Origin of the sequence: Segatella paludivivens DSM 17968 = JCM 13650, assembly GCF_000373185.1 — a bacterium.
GTDB lineage: Bacteria > Bacteroidota > Bacteroidia > Bacteroidales > Bacteroidaceae > Prevotella > Prevotella paludivivens.
Genome location: NZ_KB890646.1, coordinates 26,157 through 42,625 on the forward strand (window position 1 = coordinate 26,157; position 16,469 = coordinate 42,625).

A 16,469-nucleotide genomic window follows, 5' to 3' on the forward strand; every position below is an offset into this window, starting at 1 on the left:
ATTATTTACATTTATGTTTTTAACTTCAGAATGAAAAAATGGACTATTGAGGATTCGAAGGAACTCTATAACATCAACGGATGGGGTACCTCATATTTCGGTATAAACGAAACAGGCGACGTTTATGTCACACCGTGTAAAGACAACACGGAAATAGACTTGCGTGACATAATGGATGAACTGGCATTGAGAGATGTAACAGCACCGGTTCTGCTGCGCTTTCCCGATATCCTCGACAATCGTATTGAAAAAACTTCAAGCTGTTTTCAGCAGGCTAAGGAAGAATATGACTTTAAAGCCGAGAACTTCATCATCTATCCTATCAAGGTAAACCAGATGCAACCTGTTGTTGAGGAGATTATCTCTCACGGCAGAAAATTCAATCTGGGACTTGAAGCTGGTTCTAAACCAGAACTTCATGCGGTGATTGCGGTTCAATGTCAAAGCGATTCGCTTATCATCTGCAACGGATACAAAGACGAAAGCTATATTGAACTGGCATTGCTTGCCCAAAAGATGGGAAAGCGCATCTTTATCGTAGTTGAAAAGCTGAATGAGCTTGACTTAATAGCAAAAGCAGCGAGAAAACTGAATGTAAAACCAAATCTTGGAATAAGAATTAAACTTGCATCTTCAGGTTCTGGTAAATGGGCTGAGAGCGGAGGCGACGCTTCTAAATTCGGACTTACAAGTTCGGAACTTCTGCAAGCTCTTCAGAAACTTGATGACAACGGGCTACATGACTGTCTTAAGTTGATTCATTTCCATATAGGAAGTCAGATAACAAAGATTAGACGTATACAGACTGCATTGCGCGAAGCTGCACAATTCTACGTAAACCTTCATAAAATGGGTTACAATGTAGAATTTGTAGATTGCGGTGGCGGACTTGGAGTTGACTATGATGGAACCAGATCATCAAGTAGCGAGAGTTCTGTTAACTATTCTATTCAGGAATATGTAAACGACTGCGTTTATACGTTTGTTGACGCATCGGATAAGAACAACATACATCATCCAAACATTATTACAGAAAGTGGTCGGTCACTTGCAGCGCATCACTCCGTTTTAGTCATCGACGTACTTGAGACAGCAAGTCTTCCAGAAATGAAAGAGGAGTTTGAGCCAGGAGACAGCGATCACCAACTTGTAAAAGACCTGTATGATATATGGGATAATCTGGATTCACGCTCAATGCTTGAAGACTGGCACGATGCAGAACAGATTCGCGAAGAAGCTCTTGAACTATTCTCTCATGGAATAGTTGACCTAAAGACACGCGCTGAAATCGAAGCAATGTACTGGAGTGTTTGTCACGAGATAAATAATCTGGCAAAGAATATGAAGCATGTGCCAGACGAATTGCGCAATCTTGACAAGCTGCTCGCAGATAAATACTTCTGCAACTTCTCTCTATTCCAGAGTCTTCCTGACAGTTGGGCAATAGACCAGTTGTTCCCAATAATGCCAATACAGAGACTTACAGAACGTCCTACACGTAATGCCACACTACAAGACATTACATGCGATAGTGACGGAAAGATAACCAACTTCGTAACAAACGGTCATGTGGGACACGTGCTACCACTACATCCATTAAACAAAGAAGAGCCTTACTATCTAGGCGTATTCCTCGTTGGAGCATATCAAGAGATATTAGGAGATATGCATAACTTGTTTGGTGACACGAATGCAGCTCACATCTCTGTTAAGGACGGAAAATACAGCATAGACCAGATCTTTGACGGAGAAACCGTTGAAGAAGTTCTTGACTATGTACAATACAACCCAAAGAAACTCGTAAGACAACTCGAACAATGGGTTACAAAGAGTATTAAAAACGGAAAGATTTCTCTTGAAGAAGGAAAAGAATTCCTAAGCAACTATCGTTCTGGACTATACGGATATACATACTTGGAATAAGAGATGAAAGAAAAAATCACTGTCGTAAAAGTCGGAGGAGCAATCGTGGAAGACAAAGAAAGGCTGTCACAACTCCTTAAAGACTTCACTGCCATTGAAGGTAAAAAAATTCTTGTACATGGCGGTGGACGCAGAGCCACTAAGGTTGCAGAAGCACTTGGCATTGAAAGTAAGATGTTGAACGGAAGACGTATTACCGACGCAGACATGCTGGAAGTTGTAACTATGGTATATGGCGGACTTGTAAACAAGAATGTTGTTGCAATGTTACAGTCAAACGGCATAAATGCACTTGGACTAACAGGTGCAGACATGGACGTGATAAGAAGCCATAAACGCCCCGTTAGAAACGGACTGGATTTCGGATATGCAGGTGATGTTGATCATGTAAACGGATTCGAACTAAGAAATATTATCGAACAAGGTATTACACCAGTAATGGCTCCGCTAACACACGATGGATGCGGAAACATCCTCAATACCAACGCTGACACCATTGCTGCCGAAACAGCCAAAGCGCTTGCACGTTTTTATGAAGTGACACTGATATACAGTTTTGAGAAGAAAGGCGTATTGAGTAATCCGGATGATGACAATAGCGTGATTCCGGTTATCACTCGCAATGACTTTAATAAATATGTAGCCGACGGAACGATAGCAGGAGGCATGTTGCCAAAATTGGAAAATGCACTTGCTGCCGTAGACAAAGGTGTGAAACAAGTTATAATAACGTTGTCTAACGCCATAGACGGTAAGCACGGAACAATAATAAAACAATGTTAAATTTGAGATAATTTCGAGTTCTCTTGTAACTTTCGAATAATCCAATCGTCATTTAAACAGAGCGCAGATGAAAAAAATCAGTTTTCGAAATGATGTACTGCCGCTGAAGAATCAGCTATACAGGCTTGCTCTACGCATAACACTTAACAGTGCAGAGGCGGAAGACATCGTGCAGGAGACAATGATTAAGGTCTGGAACAACAGAGAAACCTGGGAAGAAATTGAATCTATTGAAGCTTTCTGTTACACAATTTGTCGAAACTTGTCTCTTGACAGTTTAAAGAAACACGACAATCAAAACAGCCAGCTTGATAGTACCGGGGGAGATGCTCCTGACAGCGCTTACAACCCTTACGAGGACATAATCCACAAAGACAGAATGAGTGTGGTGAAGAAAATCGTAGACGAACTTCCAGAGAAACAACGATTCTGCATGCAGCTTCGAGATTTTGAAGGAAAAGCTTATAAGGATATTGCCAATGTGCTTGAAATAACAGAAGAACAGGTTAAAATAAATATCTACAGAGCACGTCAGGCTGTAAAACAAAAATTTCAAGAAATAGACAATTATGGATTATAAATATATCACACAGTTACTTGAGCGCTATTGGAAGTGCGAGACGACTCTAGAAGAAGAGGAAATCCTGAAGGCTTTCTTCTGTCAGAAAGACGTACCTGCCGACCTTTGCAAATACAAGGATTTGTTTGCCTACCAGCAGGTAGAGCATAAGTCTGACGTATTGGGTGATGACTTCGACGAGAAGATTATGTCTATAATTCAAGGACCTGCACCTGTAAAGGCACGCGTGATAACCATGCAACAGAAACTTAAACCTCTGTTCAAGGCTGCCGCAGTTGTTGCCATCATGCTCACACTGGGCAATGCCGCACAGGTTCCTTTTAATGATGATGCCAGTCCTGTTGTGAACACAGCAGGAGCAACACACAAGGGTGTTTCAGTCGCATTAAGCGATTCTGCAGTCATTGACACGATGCAACAAAGCAGCATGAACGCTGTGGAGACACCGGCAGCATCAATTTTGAAGTAGATATATTTCTAAGCTTTCTCTATAAAATCATGTTTAATAAAACAATTATGAAACTGTGAAGTTTCAATTCTCTCAAATTTTTCATAACATACTAACGTAGAAAAGGCCTGCAAATCATTATATGATTTGCAGGCCTAATCATTTTTTACATACCCTAGCTATTGAAATTATAAAATATAACGCAGATATATAATTTCGATCTGCGTATATATCTTATTTAGCGAATTACTTTTTTAGTCGTATATTCAACTGGTAAAGTGCAGGTAAGAAGATGCACAACGAGAATACTAGATACAATACAATTCTCATTGTCTGTCCGCCAGCAAGTTGGCTCAATGTAGCATCTTGTGTTCCTGGCATTAAATTAGCAGCAATATAAGCAACAGTATTGTTCACCCAATGAAGTACAACTCCAGGAACAATGCTGTCTGTGCGATAATACATCCAACCAAGCAACAGGCCAAGCAATGCGGCATGAACAAATTGAGCTAAATTTGCGTGTACAGCACCAAATAGCAACGCTGATATAAGAATGGCAACCCAATGCTTTTTATCGCCTAATACAGAAAGTAAACGACGTAATATAGCTCCACGGAACACGATCTCCTCAGCCAAAGGTGCCAATATTCCTATTGCAACATATCCCAAAGGCTGTTTCATTATTCCAGAGAACAAATCTCCGAGCTGCTTAGGCAACTCTAACTTCATCAGTTCCTCTAATCCCGCAGCAGGAAGTATCAGTCCAAGTGTTGCTATTGCAACCCATACAAGAGTTGTCCACGGACGAGACTGAATATACTTGCGTGACTTAGAAACCCAACCACGCCATACAAACAGAGCTATTGTTATCAGACTACTCAATATCGTTGTTACAACGATGAGTATTACATTACTTGTCAAAAGATGATTAAATGACGAAATAGGTAGTCCCTTAATTCCGATCATCACCATTCCCCCTGCAAGAGTCACAACAAACTGTACTAAGATAAATACCACCAGATACCATAGGGCATCAAGAACAACATTCAAGATTTTCTTCATATTATTAATCTTCTTTTAAAAACTGCTCTTCAACAAGTCTGCGATCGTCTTTAAGCTGACCTGCCAATTCAATAGCATTGTTAAACTTACGTTCTTCTCTTATGCGATGAATAAACGATACACTCATAATTTTGTCGTAAATATCAGCAGCAAAATCAAATATATTCGTTTCTAAAGTAATATTATCACCACCAAATGTCGGACGTTTGCCGATATTCATCATTCCGTTTCTACATTCATCTTCTCCATCAATATGTACCTTTACAGCATACACACCAGGTGAAGGAACAAGCTGATGAGAATCTGTCATATCAAGATTGGCTGTAGGGAATCCCATTTTACGTCCCTGCTTATAACCATGAACAACCTTACCAACTATTGTGTAATAATATCCAAGACACATTTCTGCCATTTCAACTTCACCATCTTTAAGTAGTGAACGTATAACCGACGAACTGACATTCACGCCGTTTAACACGAAAGCCTGATTATGAATAACTTCAATGCCAAGTTCTTTGCCGTATCTTACATAATCATCAAATCCTTCATCACAGTTATGTCCGAAACGGTTATCATATCCGATTACCAATTTCTTCACATTCAATTTGTCGCGCAACACATCTCTCATAAATTCATAAGAAGAAAGTGAAGCCATTTCCTTATCAAAATGCACTACAACTCCGTTATCAACACCTGTATCTGCCAGCAGAGACATCTTTCTATCAAACCCACTTAGTATCTGCGGTATATAATCACTCTGCAGTACCTCACGTGGATGTCGGTCAAAAGTAATCACATCAGACTGCAATTCTGAATCCGCAGCCTCCTGAATAACATGATTTATAAGGAAACGATGTCCTTTGTGCACACCGTCAAAGAAACCTATTGTTGCAACACATGGTGCAAGATTTGCAGTTTCCCTGTTTAATTTTATTATCTTCATATTCTCTTTATCAATCTTATCCCCTCACCGATAAACAATACTGGTGAAGTTACAGCCACAATCGTAGCCCATTCAGTAAATGACAACGGAACTGTGCGGAACATTTTTCCACCAAAAGTTACAATCATCCATTGTCCTACAAATATCAACAGCAAAACTAATGCCATTCCTTTCTCGGCACCAATATGGCTGAGCGCAGACTTATTGCCTCCAAGTGCCTTTGCATTGAAGAGGTTCCAAAATTGCAACATGACAAATATAGTAAAAAATATCGTGAGTTCATGAGCATCTACGATATTTCCATCTTGTTCAAAATATACAAGCAGCCCGAGCAATGCTGCAAAGAACGCAAAACCCCATGCAAATATACTGCCACCTATCTTGCGTGATATGATAAACTCGGTCTGCTTTCTCGGCTTATCCTTCATCACTTCTCGTGAAGGTGAAAGCGAAGCAAGAGCCATTGCGGCAAAAGTATCCATGATAAGATTCACCCACAGAATCTGGGTCACAGTGAGTGGCATAGCAGTTCCCACGAATGAACCACCAAGAACAAGAAGCAAAGCGGTAACATTTACAGTAAGCTGGAAAAATAGGAAACGCTGTATATTCTTATACAACGATCGTCCCCACATCACTGCATTCACAATAGATCCGAAGGAATCGTCAAGCAAAGTCATGTCGCTGGCATCCTTTGCTACATTTGTTCCTGAGCCCAATGATAATCCAACATGCGCATAATGTAATGCTGGAGCATCGTTTGTTCCATCACCTGTAACAGCAACAACTTCTCCTCTTTTCTGCAACATCTTAACAAGACGCAACTTATCTGCAGGACGGGCACGACTCATAACCATTATCTTTTCAGCACGATCAAGAGCCTCATCATCACTCAACGCAGCCCATTCAACTCCCGTTATTACGGCTGAAGCAGGAATATCATGAGACATATCCTCACCAAAAACACCTATCTGACGAGAAACCTCTATAGCAGTAGCTGCAGTATCACCGGTAATGACCTTGACATCTATACTAGCTTCATGGCACTGTCTCACAGCATCAGGAACATCCTTGCGTATCGGATCGCTAATACCAACTATGGCCTGCAACTTATTATCTGTTGCGAGTGCCAATGTACGCATTGCTTTTTGCTGATAAGAAAGCAGTTGATCATTTGCTTTTTTACGTTCCTCGTCTGTTATGTCACACATTGCAATGACTATCTCAGGTGCACCTTTAAGGAATACATGTTTCGTACCATCAACGACAGCCGTCGTCTGCATATATTTTTTTTCAGTGGAAAAAGGCACAGAAGATTCGATCGTGCTTTTGTGACGATACTGCAAATAATCAACACCCTTTTCCTTCATCCATATAAGCAATGCCCCTTCTGTTGGATTACCTATCACGTTGTCGCCATCAAGTTCGGCAGTTGAGTTCAATGCTATTGCGGCATAATATAAATCTATGTCAAAATCATTCTTTCCTTCTGACGGATCAGGAGAAACTACACTCATGCGATTCTGCGTCAACGTACCTGTTTTATCTGTACATATCACCGTTACAGCTCCCATTGTCTCGCATGCATGAAGTCGTCTTACAAGATTATTCGATTTCAACATACGGCGCATATTCAAAGCTAGAGAAAGAGTTACAGCCATTGGAAGTCCTTCAGGAACAGCCATTACGATAAGAGTAATAGCCATCATAAAATACTTCAAAACGACTTCTGTCATCTTAAAATAATCAGAACTATGCCAAACTGGTTGGGTGAGAATATCATGTGTCAGGAATATAGCAAAAGTCAGAACTGAAACTATAGTTCCAACTTTAGATATCAATGCTGCAAGTTTATTAAGTTGCTTATTGAGCGGGGTCACTACGTCTGTTTCCTCTGTGCTTTTCTTTGCCACACTGCCAATTTCGGTATCATCCCCCACAGCAGTAACAACAGCTTCACCATGGCCATTCATAACCATAGTGGAACGCAGAATCATATCAGCGGGATAAGCTGCATTTAAATCATCTTGCGGATTAGCATTCTTGTCAGAGAGTAGCTCTCCTGTAAGACTTGACTCGTTGATTTGCAAATTAACTGAAGATATTAATCTGGCATCAGCAGGAACTTCATCACCTACCTCCACAATAATAAGGTCGCCTTTCACAACATCTTTACGAGGAATTTCTATCACATGTCCCTCACGTCTTACTTTGACGAGCTGCACGTCATCCATCTTAGTAAGCAGATTAAACCTCTTTGCAGCATCACGTTCAAAATAAAATCCTACGGTAGTAGCGAAGAATATTGCCAGAATTATCCCAACAGTTTCCACATAATCATTCTCCACCCATGCCATAGCCAAAGATATAGCAGCGGCAACCAACAGAATTTGTATTATAGGATCTTTATATTTTTCAAGATAAAGTTTCCACATAGATGTCTTATGTGGAGGCGTAAGTATGTTCATGCCATGGGAATTACGGCTTTTTTCTACTTGTGAAGCCGTAAGTCCTTGGAATCTATTTTTTATATCGTTATCATCTATTATCATAAATCCTATTTTATGCAAAGATAGTGCAAATGAGAGCAGAATCATCAAGCTTGCTTGAATATTATGCCAAGTGCAGCCTTATCTTATTCAAAGATACCGCAAATGAGAGCAGAATCATTAAGCTTGCTTAAATATTATGCCGAGTGCAGCTTTATCTTATTTAAAGATAGTGCAAATGAGAGCAGAATCATCAAGTTTGCTTGAATGTTATGCCGAGTGCAGCCTTATCTTATTTAAAGATACCGCAAATGAGAGCAGAATCATCAAGCTTACTTGAATATTATGCCAAGTGCAGCCTTATCTTATTTAAAGATACCGCAAACGAGAGCAGATCTACCAAACTCTGCAAAGGTACACCAAGCGAGCGGAAAAGCAAAATAAAAAAATACTTTTTATACTTATTGTTCAAGACGTTACTTCATTTTATTGCATGATATAAGTACGGCAGAACAGAAGAATACATTGCATGATTACGTAAATTTTTCAAAAAACATTTGGTAATTTGCACAAAAGGCGCTATCTTTGCATCCGAATTCAAAATTCAGGACTTGTAGCTCAGTTGGTTAGAGCAACAGACTCATAATCTGGAGGTCCCTGGTTCAAGCCCAGGCTGGTCCACAATAATAAAAAGGAGTTACATTTCTGTAACTCCTTTTTATTTTGCCCATTATTCATTTCGCTTGATTCTTTTAAGTAGATTATTCAGCTTTTGTGTCTTGATGACATGAAAAATAAAGCAGACGGCGATTCTTTCTCAATTAATTGTAAGAGAATATCTATTCACGACATCACTTCCCCCACACTTTTTCAAATACTAATCAGATAAATTATGCTTTCTTATAATTATCTGATTCTCTGTAAATTTTGCAAGTCAATTCATTGCTATTATTGTAAAAAATGATTATCTTTGCACTATCACTAAACCATGAAACGAATGAAAATAAAGACTATTACCACGTATGACATCTATTATCATGATTCCCCTTAATCACCATAGATATTTTACAGAAATGAGTTAAGTAAATTATGTATTCATAAACACTGAAAAAAAATTTAGTTCTGTATATAAGGAATAAAGATGGACAAAGTCTTTAATCTTGTTTTAATTTACTTTATCCATTATTCTCAATGATTAATTTCACCTTCGTATAAAAAACAATTAACCAAATAAAAAATATGATTACCTTAAATGTTTGCAAAAAGATTAGCCAAAAGAAAATTCTTATAGCTTGCATAATATCTTTTTTTATGCTTTTAATTCCAACAACTATTATCGCTCAAGATGACATGAAAAGTTTAGACAGTCTTGCAGAAATAGCAATAAGCAACGGAAATTTTGCCGGAGGCTATCTGCTAAGGACCAAGCAGATAGACACACTTTCTAAGCAAGTGAACAAGGGCGATTCAAATCTCATCCGGCTCATTGCCAATCGCGGAATGTGTCTGGAACGAATAAAGAAATTTGATGAAGCTTTGATAGAAGAGAAAAAGGCAGTTGAGCTTTGGACTAAATTCCAAGACACCACAAGTTATACCTATGCATCTCTTCTGAGCAATCTAAGCATTTGTCAGATAGATGTCAATCAGCTTGATGCTGCAATAGAAAATTCACAGAAATCGATTAGTATCCTTGAGACGTTGCCAAAGACAACTATGACACAGTGGATGTATCAGGCAAAGACATACATCAACAAAGCAGAGGTGTTGGCCAAAGCAAAACGATTCAAGGAAGCTATTACGGAAGAATGGAAAGGACTAGAAATTTTCAGGAGATATTATGGAAATGATACTAGTCCATATTTGAAAGAGCTGACTTATCTTCAGAAATACCTTAAAGAGTCTGGCAATGAAGAGGAAGCGGATAAAATTGCTATAAAACTAGAGGAAGGAGCTGCCGACTTACGGTTACCAAAAGTAAAGGAGTTTGCTTCTGCCGAGGAAGCTTCAAAGTATAATAAAGAAGCGATATACTGCTGTAATTATTACCTCGACCATCCTATAACAGCTCCAAAGATGATAGAGGCTGGACAGTTCTTTGAAAACTGGAATAATTTATCAAAGGACGTGAGGATAAATATGGGAAAATTTGAACATGATCTACTCCAAAGTCAGGGTGGAAGCCTCTGTTACCTTGCCTATGAAGCTAGTATGATAACCAATGAACTCCGCAACAATGTAAAATTCGATAAGGTTATTTACTTGGCAGCCATAGTTGAGGTTACGGGATTTTACGTTGACAACAAGCAGAGTATCGGTCTTGTAGCTACACTTGAGCCATTTGCGAAGGTTTATTCTATAGATAATCCAAAACCAGTCTTAAAACTGGCTGAAGAACAATATGATGCTCTTATGAAACTCATGAAGGAGAATCGCAATACAAAGTTACAATGATTACAAATTTATAAAACTTGGAACATCCAATATCATTAATATTGGATGTTTTACTTTTGAATACAAAATAAATAAAAAATAGAATCACGTTAATTATGTTTCTAATGATAATGTATGGAAGTATTCTAACCTTTGGAAAGAATTTGCAAACTAAATTGACATTGCCACAACATGTAAGTAATCTATAATCGATGAGAATCATAAACCATATTTAAACATTATAATTCCCACAAAATGTTAACTATAACAAAATTAGTTAAAGATACGTTATATCTGTACCGTTTTCACTTTACCTTTTCAAATCCATACGCTTAGTATGTTATAATGAAACACCAAGAATTTGCAAACATAGCTATAGAGCTTAGAGACGTGATGCTCTCCATAGGCCGAGAATTCTTTGGCAACGAAGAAGATGCCAAGGATGTCGCGCAAGAGGGATTGCTGACACTCTGCAAATATATGGAGCAGTTGGATGTCGACAAGAATCATCGCCCATTAGCTATCAGGGTAGCAAAACACTGCTGCATCGATATGGTGAGAAAGCGAAAGAAGCAAATTCCTATGGTAAGAAACTATATAGGCGATTATGCTCCGCCGAACCTAAGAATGGGGACTTCTCCACAAGAGGAGTTGGAAAATAAGGAATGGAGACTGGCCATGTATGAAGCAGTAAGGCACTTGAACGAAACTGAACGAAAAGTCTTTGAAATGCGACAACTCCAGGGAATATCTCTCGACGAAATTTCATCATCTGTTCACATCGCCAAATCATCAGCCAAAAGCATGATATCGGCGGCACGAAAGAAAATATTCGAAGAACTCAAACAAAAAATGAAATCATGACACAGAAAGATACAGAACAACTCATCAAGAAGTACCTCAACGGTGAAACATCACTTGAGGAGGAAAAGCTTCTTGCAAGGGAAGTATCGCGCGATAATGCTCCACAGGAGTGGAAAATTATTACCGAAATGATAGGTGACTTAGCAGTAGACGAAACTGTGTATGACGAGATGGTAACCAAGCGAAAGACATCTCGTACCTTTAAGATATGGCCATGGCTAGGGGCCGCCTGTGTCGCAGCGCTGATGGTGGTTGTGTTTACTCCTCCAAGAAATGAAAACACGCTGGCAAAGAACGGCAATAAGAATTCTAACGTTACTATAAAGAATATTGTAGAGGAAGCCCCAATCACTCCCAGTGAAAAATCAAAACTAGTTGAGACAAAGACGGAAAAACAAGTGCGTACTCGAATGGTCGCTGCAAAAGTCCAGAAACGTACGACAAAAAAGCAGATAATAAAGACAACTGCAGACTCTCCAGCTGAACCCCAAGTGGAATCAGCAAGCGTCGAGATAGTGAAAACAGTCGATCCAGTAGAACTTTATAAAAAAGAATTTCTTGCCCATACAAATGCTATCAAAGAACGTGGCAAGCGCGTCACAAAAGATGTGGCTAACGCCAACAATGAAATGAACGCATTGCAAAACAAATTATTTAATTAAATATATTATCAATTAATAAACTGAAATATGAAACGATTTATCACAATAATATTATCGGCTATAATAGCCATAAATACTTCAGCGCAGAACACTCCTCTGGACAATGTTTTCAAGCAGATAAAACAAATTAATGATTGGTATACACCAAAAAGATCAATCGGCAATTTTGGCAATGGAGATTTAATGATTAGCAATACACTCAATTTACATTTTATGCAGGTTTGTGCTAAGAGCATTTGCGGTGTAACCCCCGTTAATGGATTTGAATCAGATAGTATAGCGGCTGAGTTTGATAGCAAGAATAAAAAAGATAGCGAAAAGATACTATCACTTATCCGCCACAATATCGATTCACTTTCAACTATATCAGAATCGAGTTATCGCACTGATCTGCATACCAAAGAAACCGACAGCATTAGTTATTCACTCTGTTTCAATTGCAATGGATATTCTGCCGAAAAAGCTATGGAAACTGTATCCTTTCATTACGAAACTAAACAAAACCTAGGATGCAAGATACACAAGGAAGGTTTTGGCGAGCTAAAATATGGAAAGATTGAACCGGTAGGCGAATCAAAGCCTTTCAACTTAGTAGACTATATGAAAACCATTATGCCAGAGCTGGAGAAGAAAGGCGTAAAGATGCGTCAATTTAAGTGGGTATATGACGATCCAACAGCTATTAAATCTGAGGATTACATGTATACAGAGACGTTATATATGGAAGATGGAGAACATACTACAGGTATCACATATGGCACAATGTACTATCTTCCTCGATCAAAGAAAGCTGCAGATTGGTTGCTAGCAATCGACAGCCTTACCTATAATTTTGTTGATGCCCGCCATGATCAGATATTCACATATTATTTTGATATTCCTCTGGAAGTATTGAGACCAGGATGTCTTGGCAGAATCAATAGCATGCTCAACTTAAATGATACCAACATCTTAGTGGCTTGTGACGAAGATAATTATTACATTTTAGTGACCCACACGAAAGGTGTGCTATGCGTGCCAACAAAATGGTCGAAACTGAAAAGCTTTGTGAATGGCAAAAAAGAGTATCTAAAATAATCGAGCTATAATTATCGGGGCTGGTTGATCTCATCCCCGATATTATTTTATAGCCTTACGGGGGGATGGATTTTGGAAACCAAAGTCTTATGTAGTTCTTTATCAAGCAACCAATAACATAATATCTTTTTTATTTTGCTTGACTGCAAATTAAGGTTCCATCGCTAAGAAGCAAGGTTTCGTCTTTCATATTTATTGCAACATCCATTTCCATACTGGCATGATATCAATTATTCCATGCACATTTTCAAATGAACATTTTGAACTTTCGTCATAAAGTTATAAATGCCATTTTGAAGATTTACTATTCCTCAAAGGAAAATTAAGTTTCCGCTTCAAATTGTTATTTTCCACATCCTTTTCTTTATTTTCCGAATTAGTGCCACACTGTTGTACCTTTTGGTTGAAAGGATTGAATCAACAGGGCACTACAATTATCATGGTAACCCACTCACAACATGATGCCAGCTATGCCAATCGTATAATCAATCTGTATGATGGTCAGGTTATAGATCAGGTGGAATTATAACTTGATGACAAGGGCTACTAACTGAAAAGAGTCGCTAGAAGCATTAAAAGAAGAGATTACACGAATCAAGTAATCCTCCATATATCAATAATAAAGGAGTATACACACAAGTATACTCTTTTATTTTATCATTTGTGAAACTAGTTTGTCCAAGTTTGATAACTTTCATATAATCAACTATCCTAATTACATAGTTTTTAGTAACTTTGTACTCAATTGAAAAGCTAAAATTCATATTTTTAATAAAAATACCACTTTTTTTACTTGACGATTTAACTTCCATGCGTATTCCTATTGTATGACAACAGAAAATTTCGAAAATCTAATCCATGAGCTTAGGCCTATCTTGTACAAAGTAGCCTTCAACTTTTTCCATGACAAGGATGAAGCAGAAGACACCATACAAGAAGTTCTTATGAAGCTATGGATGAAACGAAATGACCTAAATGAGCAAGTAAGAAGTCTCGCTATAATCGCTACAAAGAATCTTTGTGTGAGCAAATGGCGAAAACAAAAGCTTCGGGCTTCGGCATCTCTTAATAAGAATACAGATGAGTTGCAAAGCGGAGAGTCAACAAACGCCCACTTAATGGCTGAGGAGCAAAGGAAAATGATTGAACTAGCTATCAGTCATCTACCGCGATCAGAACAACGACTCATGCAAATGCGACAGCAAGGAATGGAAAATGAAGAGATTGTTGCCATAACAGGTATTCCGATAAGATCCATCAGAACAATGCTTTCATCGGCAAGAAAAAAAATGATTAAACAATTAAAAATATGAAGCAAGCACTTATAAATAAATATATCAAGGGACTTTCAACCCATAAAGAAGAGATGCTACTGAAATCATTACTTCAGCAAATTCCTTTTGAAAAGCTTTCTTCTATGGAGAAAGATGTACTCGCTATGCTTTGCTTTGACTTTTCTTATGATGATGACGAAGATATCTTCAGCGAGGATTACTCGGCCGAATACAATCGCATCATCCAGAAGCGAAACAATATTCATACCATCATCGAGGAACTTCCTCAAACGACAAATGAAACGAAAGAAAAACCAAAGATCATTTCTTTGGTGTGGAAGATTTCGGCTGTAGCAGCCGTTGTTGCTTTACTCTTCACTTTAGCTCTACCCTTGATGAAACAAGGAGACAAGACTGTTGCTGAAACAAAGCCTAAAATGGAAAATAAAGTGACTAGAGAAAAAGCTACAGATGAAGACACAAAGAATATGAGCAAGGACTCTGTTGACAATAAAGTTCAATCGACAAAAAAGTTTGTTCGACAACCTATCTGTCGTCCTTTGATGGCGAAAATAGAAGTTCCAAAGGTTGAAGAGAAAGATTCCACACCTGTAAATGTGAGCAACACCCCTACTGTTAATAACCAAGTAGCTGCGGATAAACTGGATGATACCAGCAAACAACGCCGCAAACGTGTTGACGATATTGTCAATCATTACATGGCTTCAGTAGATTACAACGATCCATTTTAAAATAGAATACATCTATGAAAAAAATAATATTTATCATTATAGCCATTCTTGCACCAGCTATTGGTTGGTCACAGAATCCTATATTAGACCATATAAATGAACTCAACAAATTGGGGGATGGTGTGATGCATTATAGCATCAATTATTTTGGCATTCAACAAAATTTATCATATAATTATAAGAATCTGAGCAAAGAAGACATCAATATTATTCGACACCTGATGTTTGAAGTTGAGGGCAAGACCAAACTAAGCAATCATTACGAATGCCACGAGGCTAATATTGACACTATTGCTTATCGCATGTTAGTCCAAATAGACTCCGTGAATCGTTATGCTGTAAGCAGTGAAATAGTTAATCATGGTGCAAAAGGTTTTATCAATGTCAATCAGACTAGTACAGTAAATCCCCAAACAGACATTTCAAAAGAAGAGACTATCAAGAAGCTTTTTGAGGAAACAATTCATAAAGCAAATATTACCGGTGAAAATGTTTTTTTCGATGAGAGCAAGGACTTTTCTAAATTTAAACCTGAAATTGGCGATGAAATCAGTTCTACTAATCGTACAGCAAAGGCGAAACTTTATATTTTCCCAAACGAAGGCAATGGCTTTTGTGAAAAATTCGAGAAGTATTTGCTTGATAATCTCAAAAGCATCAACCATCCTCGCATAATAAATATAAGAAAAGGCATTGGAAAATCTATTAATAAAAACTATAAGATTGTCTTTATTGGTTCATTTAGAGGCGATCAAGAAACGCCATTCTATCTTTCTATTATATATAATGGGAAATTGAGATTGCTTGTAGGCAAAGGTCAAGACATCTATATTCCAGCGTATTGGTTCATGACCAAGCAGGAAAAAACAGCAAATAATATTGAATAACAAATTAACAAAGAAAATCATGAAAATAAAAATATATTTACTTGCTGTATTTTGCATGGCTGCGATCTATGCAAAAGCAGAAAAGACTATTGCTTTTAATCATCCTGTAGCTGTTTATACAGCTCCAGTCAACCTCTTTCAGAAGAATACGACATTGGAGTTTGTTAAAGTTGAATTCACAGATTCTGCGACTGTTGTGACTGTAAAGACTGACAATTCAGAGAAATTAATTTTTAGCAATCGTATAGCTTTAGTATCTGAAAGCAAACAGTATTATAATATTCATGGATTC

Annotated in this window: 15 protein-coding genes, 1 tRNA gene and 1 pseudogene; 14 read left to right on the plus strand and 3 right to left on the minus strand. The window is 38.1% G+C overall.

Annotated features, from left to right (window positions below):
* Window positions 1-30 precede the first annotated feature (30 nt).
* From speA to B045_RS0107855, 4 genes are all read left to right on the plus strand, one after another.
* Window positions 31-1,923: a biosynthetic arginine decarboxylase gene (gene speA, locus B045_RS0107840; protein ID WP_018463726.1), complete on the plus strand. Its 1,893-nt coding sequence runs from the start codon at window positions 31-33 to the stop codon at window positions 1,921-1,923.
* A 3-nt stretch (window positions 1,924-1,926) separates the two neighbouring features.
* Complete coding sequence (argB, locus tag B045_RS0107845) at window positions 1,927-2,706, plus strand: acetylglutamate kinase (RefSeq protein ID WP_018463727.1); 780 nt, start codon at window positions 1,927-1,929, stop codon at window positions 2,704-2,706.
* A 67-nt stretch (window positions 2,707-2,773) separates the two neighbouring features.
* Window positions 2,774-3,286: an RNA polymerase sigma factor gene (locus B045_RS0107850; protein ID WP_018463728.1), complete on the plus strand. Its 513-nt coding sequence runs from the start codon at window positions 2,774-2,776 to the stop codon at window positions 3,284-3,286.
* The gene (locus B045_RS0107855) at window positions 3,276-3,755 is read left to right on the plus strand and encodes a hypothetical protein (protein ID WP_018463729.1); all 480 of its coding nucleotides are present in this window, start codon (window positions 3,276-3,278) and stop codon (window positions 3,753-3,755) included. The genes B045_RS0107850 and B045_RS0107855 overlap by 11 nt, the downstream gene beginning before the upstream one ends.
* 225 nt (window positions 3,756-3,980) lie before the next feature.
* Here the strand turns inward: B045_RS0107855 and B045_RS0107860 are convergent, their stop codons facing one another.
* Genes B045_RS0107860 through B045_RS0107870 form a run of 3 tightly spaced genes read right to left on the minus strand, consistent with a single transcriptional unit; the run spans window position 3,981 to window position 8,291 of the window.
* Window positions 3,981-4,796 (minus strand): CPBP family intramembrane glutamic endopeptidase, encoded by an 816-nt coding sequence (locus B045_RS0107860; RefSeq protein WP_018463730.1) that lies wholly within the window; start codon window positions 4,794-4,796, stop codon window positions 3,981-3,983.
* A 4-nt stretch (window positions 4,797-4,800) separates the two neighbouring features.
* On the minus strand, window positions 4,801-5,739 hold the full coding sequence (locus B045_RS0107865; RefSeq protein ID WP_018463731.1) for a bifunctional riboflavin kinase/FAD synthetase: 939 nt from the start codon (window positions 5,737-5,739) through the stop codon (window positions 4,801-4,803).
* Window positions 5,736-8,291 carry a calcium-translocating P-type ATPase, PMCA-type gene (locus tag B045_RS0107870; protein WP_018463732.1) on the minus strand — a complete coding sequence of 852 codons (2,556 nt, stop codon included), beginning with the start codon at window positions 8,289-8,291 and terminating at the stop codon, window positions 5,736-5,738. The genes B045_RS0107865 and B045_RS0107870 overlap by 4 nt, the downstream gene beginning before the upstream one ends.
* A gap of 544 nt (window positions 8,292-8,835) precedes the next feature.
* Between B045_RS0107870 and B045_RS0107875 the strand changes: the two genes are divergently transcribed.
* From B045_RS0107875 to B045_RS0107920, 10 genes and pseudogenes are all read left to right on the plus strand, one after another.
* Window positions 8,836-8,909: transfer RNA gene (locus B045_RS0107875), tRNA-Ile, on the plus strand.
* A 630-nt stretch (window positions 8,910-9,539) separates the two neighbouring features.
* Window positions 9,540-10,682: a tetratricopeptide repeat protein gene (locus B045_RS0107880; RefSeq protein WP_018463733.1), complete on the plus strand. Its 1,143-nt coding sequence runs from the start codon at window positions 9,540-9,542 to the stop codon at window positions 10,680-10,682.
* 372 nt (window positions 10,683-11,054) lie between these two features.
* On the plus strand, window positions 11,055-11,525 hold the full coding sequence (locus B045_RS0107885) for an RNA polymerase sigma factor (RefSeq protein ID WP_169400981.1): 471 nt from the start codon (window positions 11,055-11,057) through the stop codon (window positions 11,523-11,525).
* Window positions 11,522-12,187, plus strand: coding sequence for a hypothetical protein (locus B045_RS0107890; protein ID WP_018463735.1), 666 nt, complete (start codon window positions 11,522-11,524; stop codon window positions 12,185-12,187). Before B045_RS0107885 ends, B045_RS0107890 begins: the two co-directional genes overlap by 4 nt.
* Window positions 12,188-12,214: 27 nt before the next feature.
* Window positions 12,215-13,264 carry a hypothetical protein gene (locus B045_RS0107895; protein ID WP_018463736.1) on the plus strand — a complete coding sequence of 350 codons (1,050 nt, stop codon included), beginning with the start codon at window positions 12,215-12,217 and terminating at the stop codon, window positions 13,262-13,264.
* Window positions 13,265-13,667: 403 nt separating this feature from the next.
* Window positions 13,668-13,793 (plus strand): annotated as a pseudogene (locus B045_RS15325) (ABC transporter ATP-binding protein); the annotation flags it as partial.
* Window positions 13,794-14,091: 298 nt separating this feature from the next.
* On the plus strand, window positions 14,092-14,577 hold the full coding sequence (locus B045_RS0107905; protein WP_018463738.1) for an RNA polymerase sigma factor: 486 nt from the start codon (window positions 14,092-14,094) through the stop codon (window positions 14,575-14,577).
* The gene (locus B045_RS0107910; protein WP_018463739.1) at window positions 14,574-15,290 is read left to right on the plus strand and encodes a hypothetical protein; all 717 of its coding nucleotides are present in this window, start codon (window positions 14,574-14,576) and stop codon (window positions 15,288-15,290) included. The genes B045_RS0107905 and B045_RS0107910 overlap by 4 nt, the downstream gene beginning before the upstream one ends.
* Before the next feature lie 14 nt (window positions 15,291-15,304).
* Window positions 15,305-16,177: a hypothetical protein gene (locus B045_RS0107915; protein ID WP_018463740.1), complete on the plus strand. Its 873-nt coding sequence runs from the start codon at window positions 15,305-15,307 to the stop codon at window positions 16,175-16,177.
* A 19-nt stretch (window positions 16,178-16,196) separates the two neighbouring features.
* Window positions 16,197-16,469: hypothetical protein (locus B045_RS0107920; protein ID WP_026234370.1), on the plus strand; the 273-nt coding region annotated here is incomplete at its 3' end.

What these genes read in the sequence shown, in the direction of transcription:
- speA (WP_018463726.1), top strand. Translation starts at nt 31, where the DNA reads ATGAAAAAATGGACTATTGAGGATTCGAAGGAACTCTATAACATCAAC.
- argB (WP_018463727.1), top strand. Translation starts at nt 1,927, where the DNA reads ATGAAAGAAAAAATCACTGTCGTAAAAGTCGGAGGAGCAATCGTGGAA.
- B045_RS0107850 (WP_018463728.1), top strand. Translation starts at nt 2,774, where the DNA reads ATGAAAAAAATCAGTTTTCGAAATGATGTACTGCCGCTGAAGAATCAG.
- B045_RS0107855 (WP_018463729.1), top strand. Translation starts at nt 3,276, where the DNA reads ATGGATTATAAATATATCACACAGTTACTTGAGCGCTATTGGAAGTGC.
- B045_RS0107860 (WP_018463730.1), bottom strand. Translation starts at nt 4,796, where the DNA reads ATGAAGAAAATCTTGAATGTTGTTCTTGATGCCCTATGGTATCTGGTG.
- B045_RS0107865 (WP_018463731.1), bottom strand. Translation starts at nt 5,739, where the DNA reads ATGAAGATAATAAAATTAAACAGGGAAACTGCAAATCTTGCACCATGT.
- B045_RS0107870 (WP_018463732.1), bottom strand. Translation starts at nt 8,291, where the DNA reads ATGATAATAGATGATAACGATATAAAAAATAGATTCCAAGGACTTACG.
- B045_RS0107880 (WP_018463733.1), top strand. Translation starts at nt 9,540, where the DNA reads ATGCTTTTAATTCCAACAACTATTATCGCTCAAGATGACATGAAAAGT.
- B045_RS0107885 (WP_169400981.1), top strand. Translation starts at nt 11,055, where the DNA reads ATGCTCTCCATAGGCCGAGAATTCTTTGGCAACGAAGAAGATGCCAAG.
- B045_RS0107890 (WP_018463735.1), top strand. Translation starts at nt 11,522, where the DNA reads ATGACACAGAAAGATACAGAACAACTCATCAAGAAGTACCTCAACGGT.
- B045_RS0107895 (WP_018463736.1), top strand. Translation starts at nt 12,215, where the DNA reads ATGAAACGATTTATCACAATAATATTATCGGCTATAATAGCCATAAAT.
- B045_RS0107905 (WP_018463738.1), top strand. Translation starts at nt 14,092, where the DNA reads ATGACAACAGAAAATTTCGAAAATCTAATCCATGAGCTTAGGCCTATC.
- B045_RS0107910 (WP_018463739.1), top strand. Translation starts at nt 14,574, where the DNA reads ATGAAGCAAGCACTTATAAATAAATATATCAAGGGACTTTCAACCCAT.
- B045_RS0107915 (WP_018463740.1), top strand. Translation starts at nt 15,305, where the DNA reads ATGAAAAAAATAATATTTATCATTATAGCCATTCTTGCACCAGCTATT.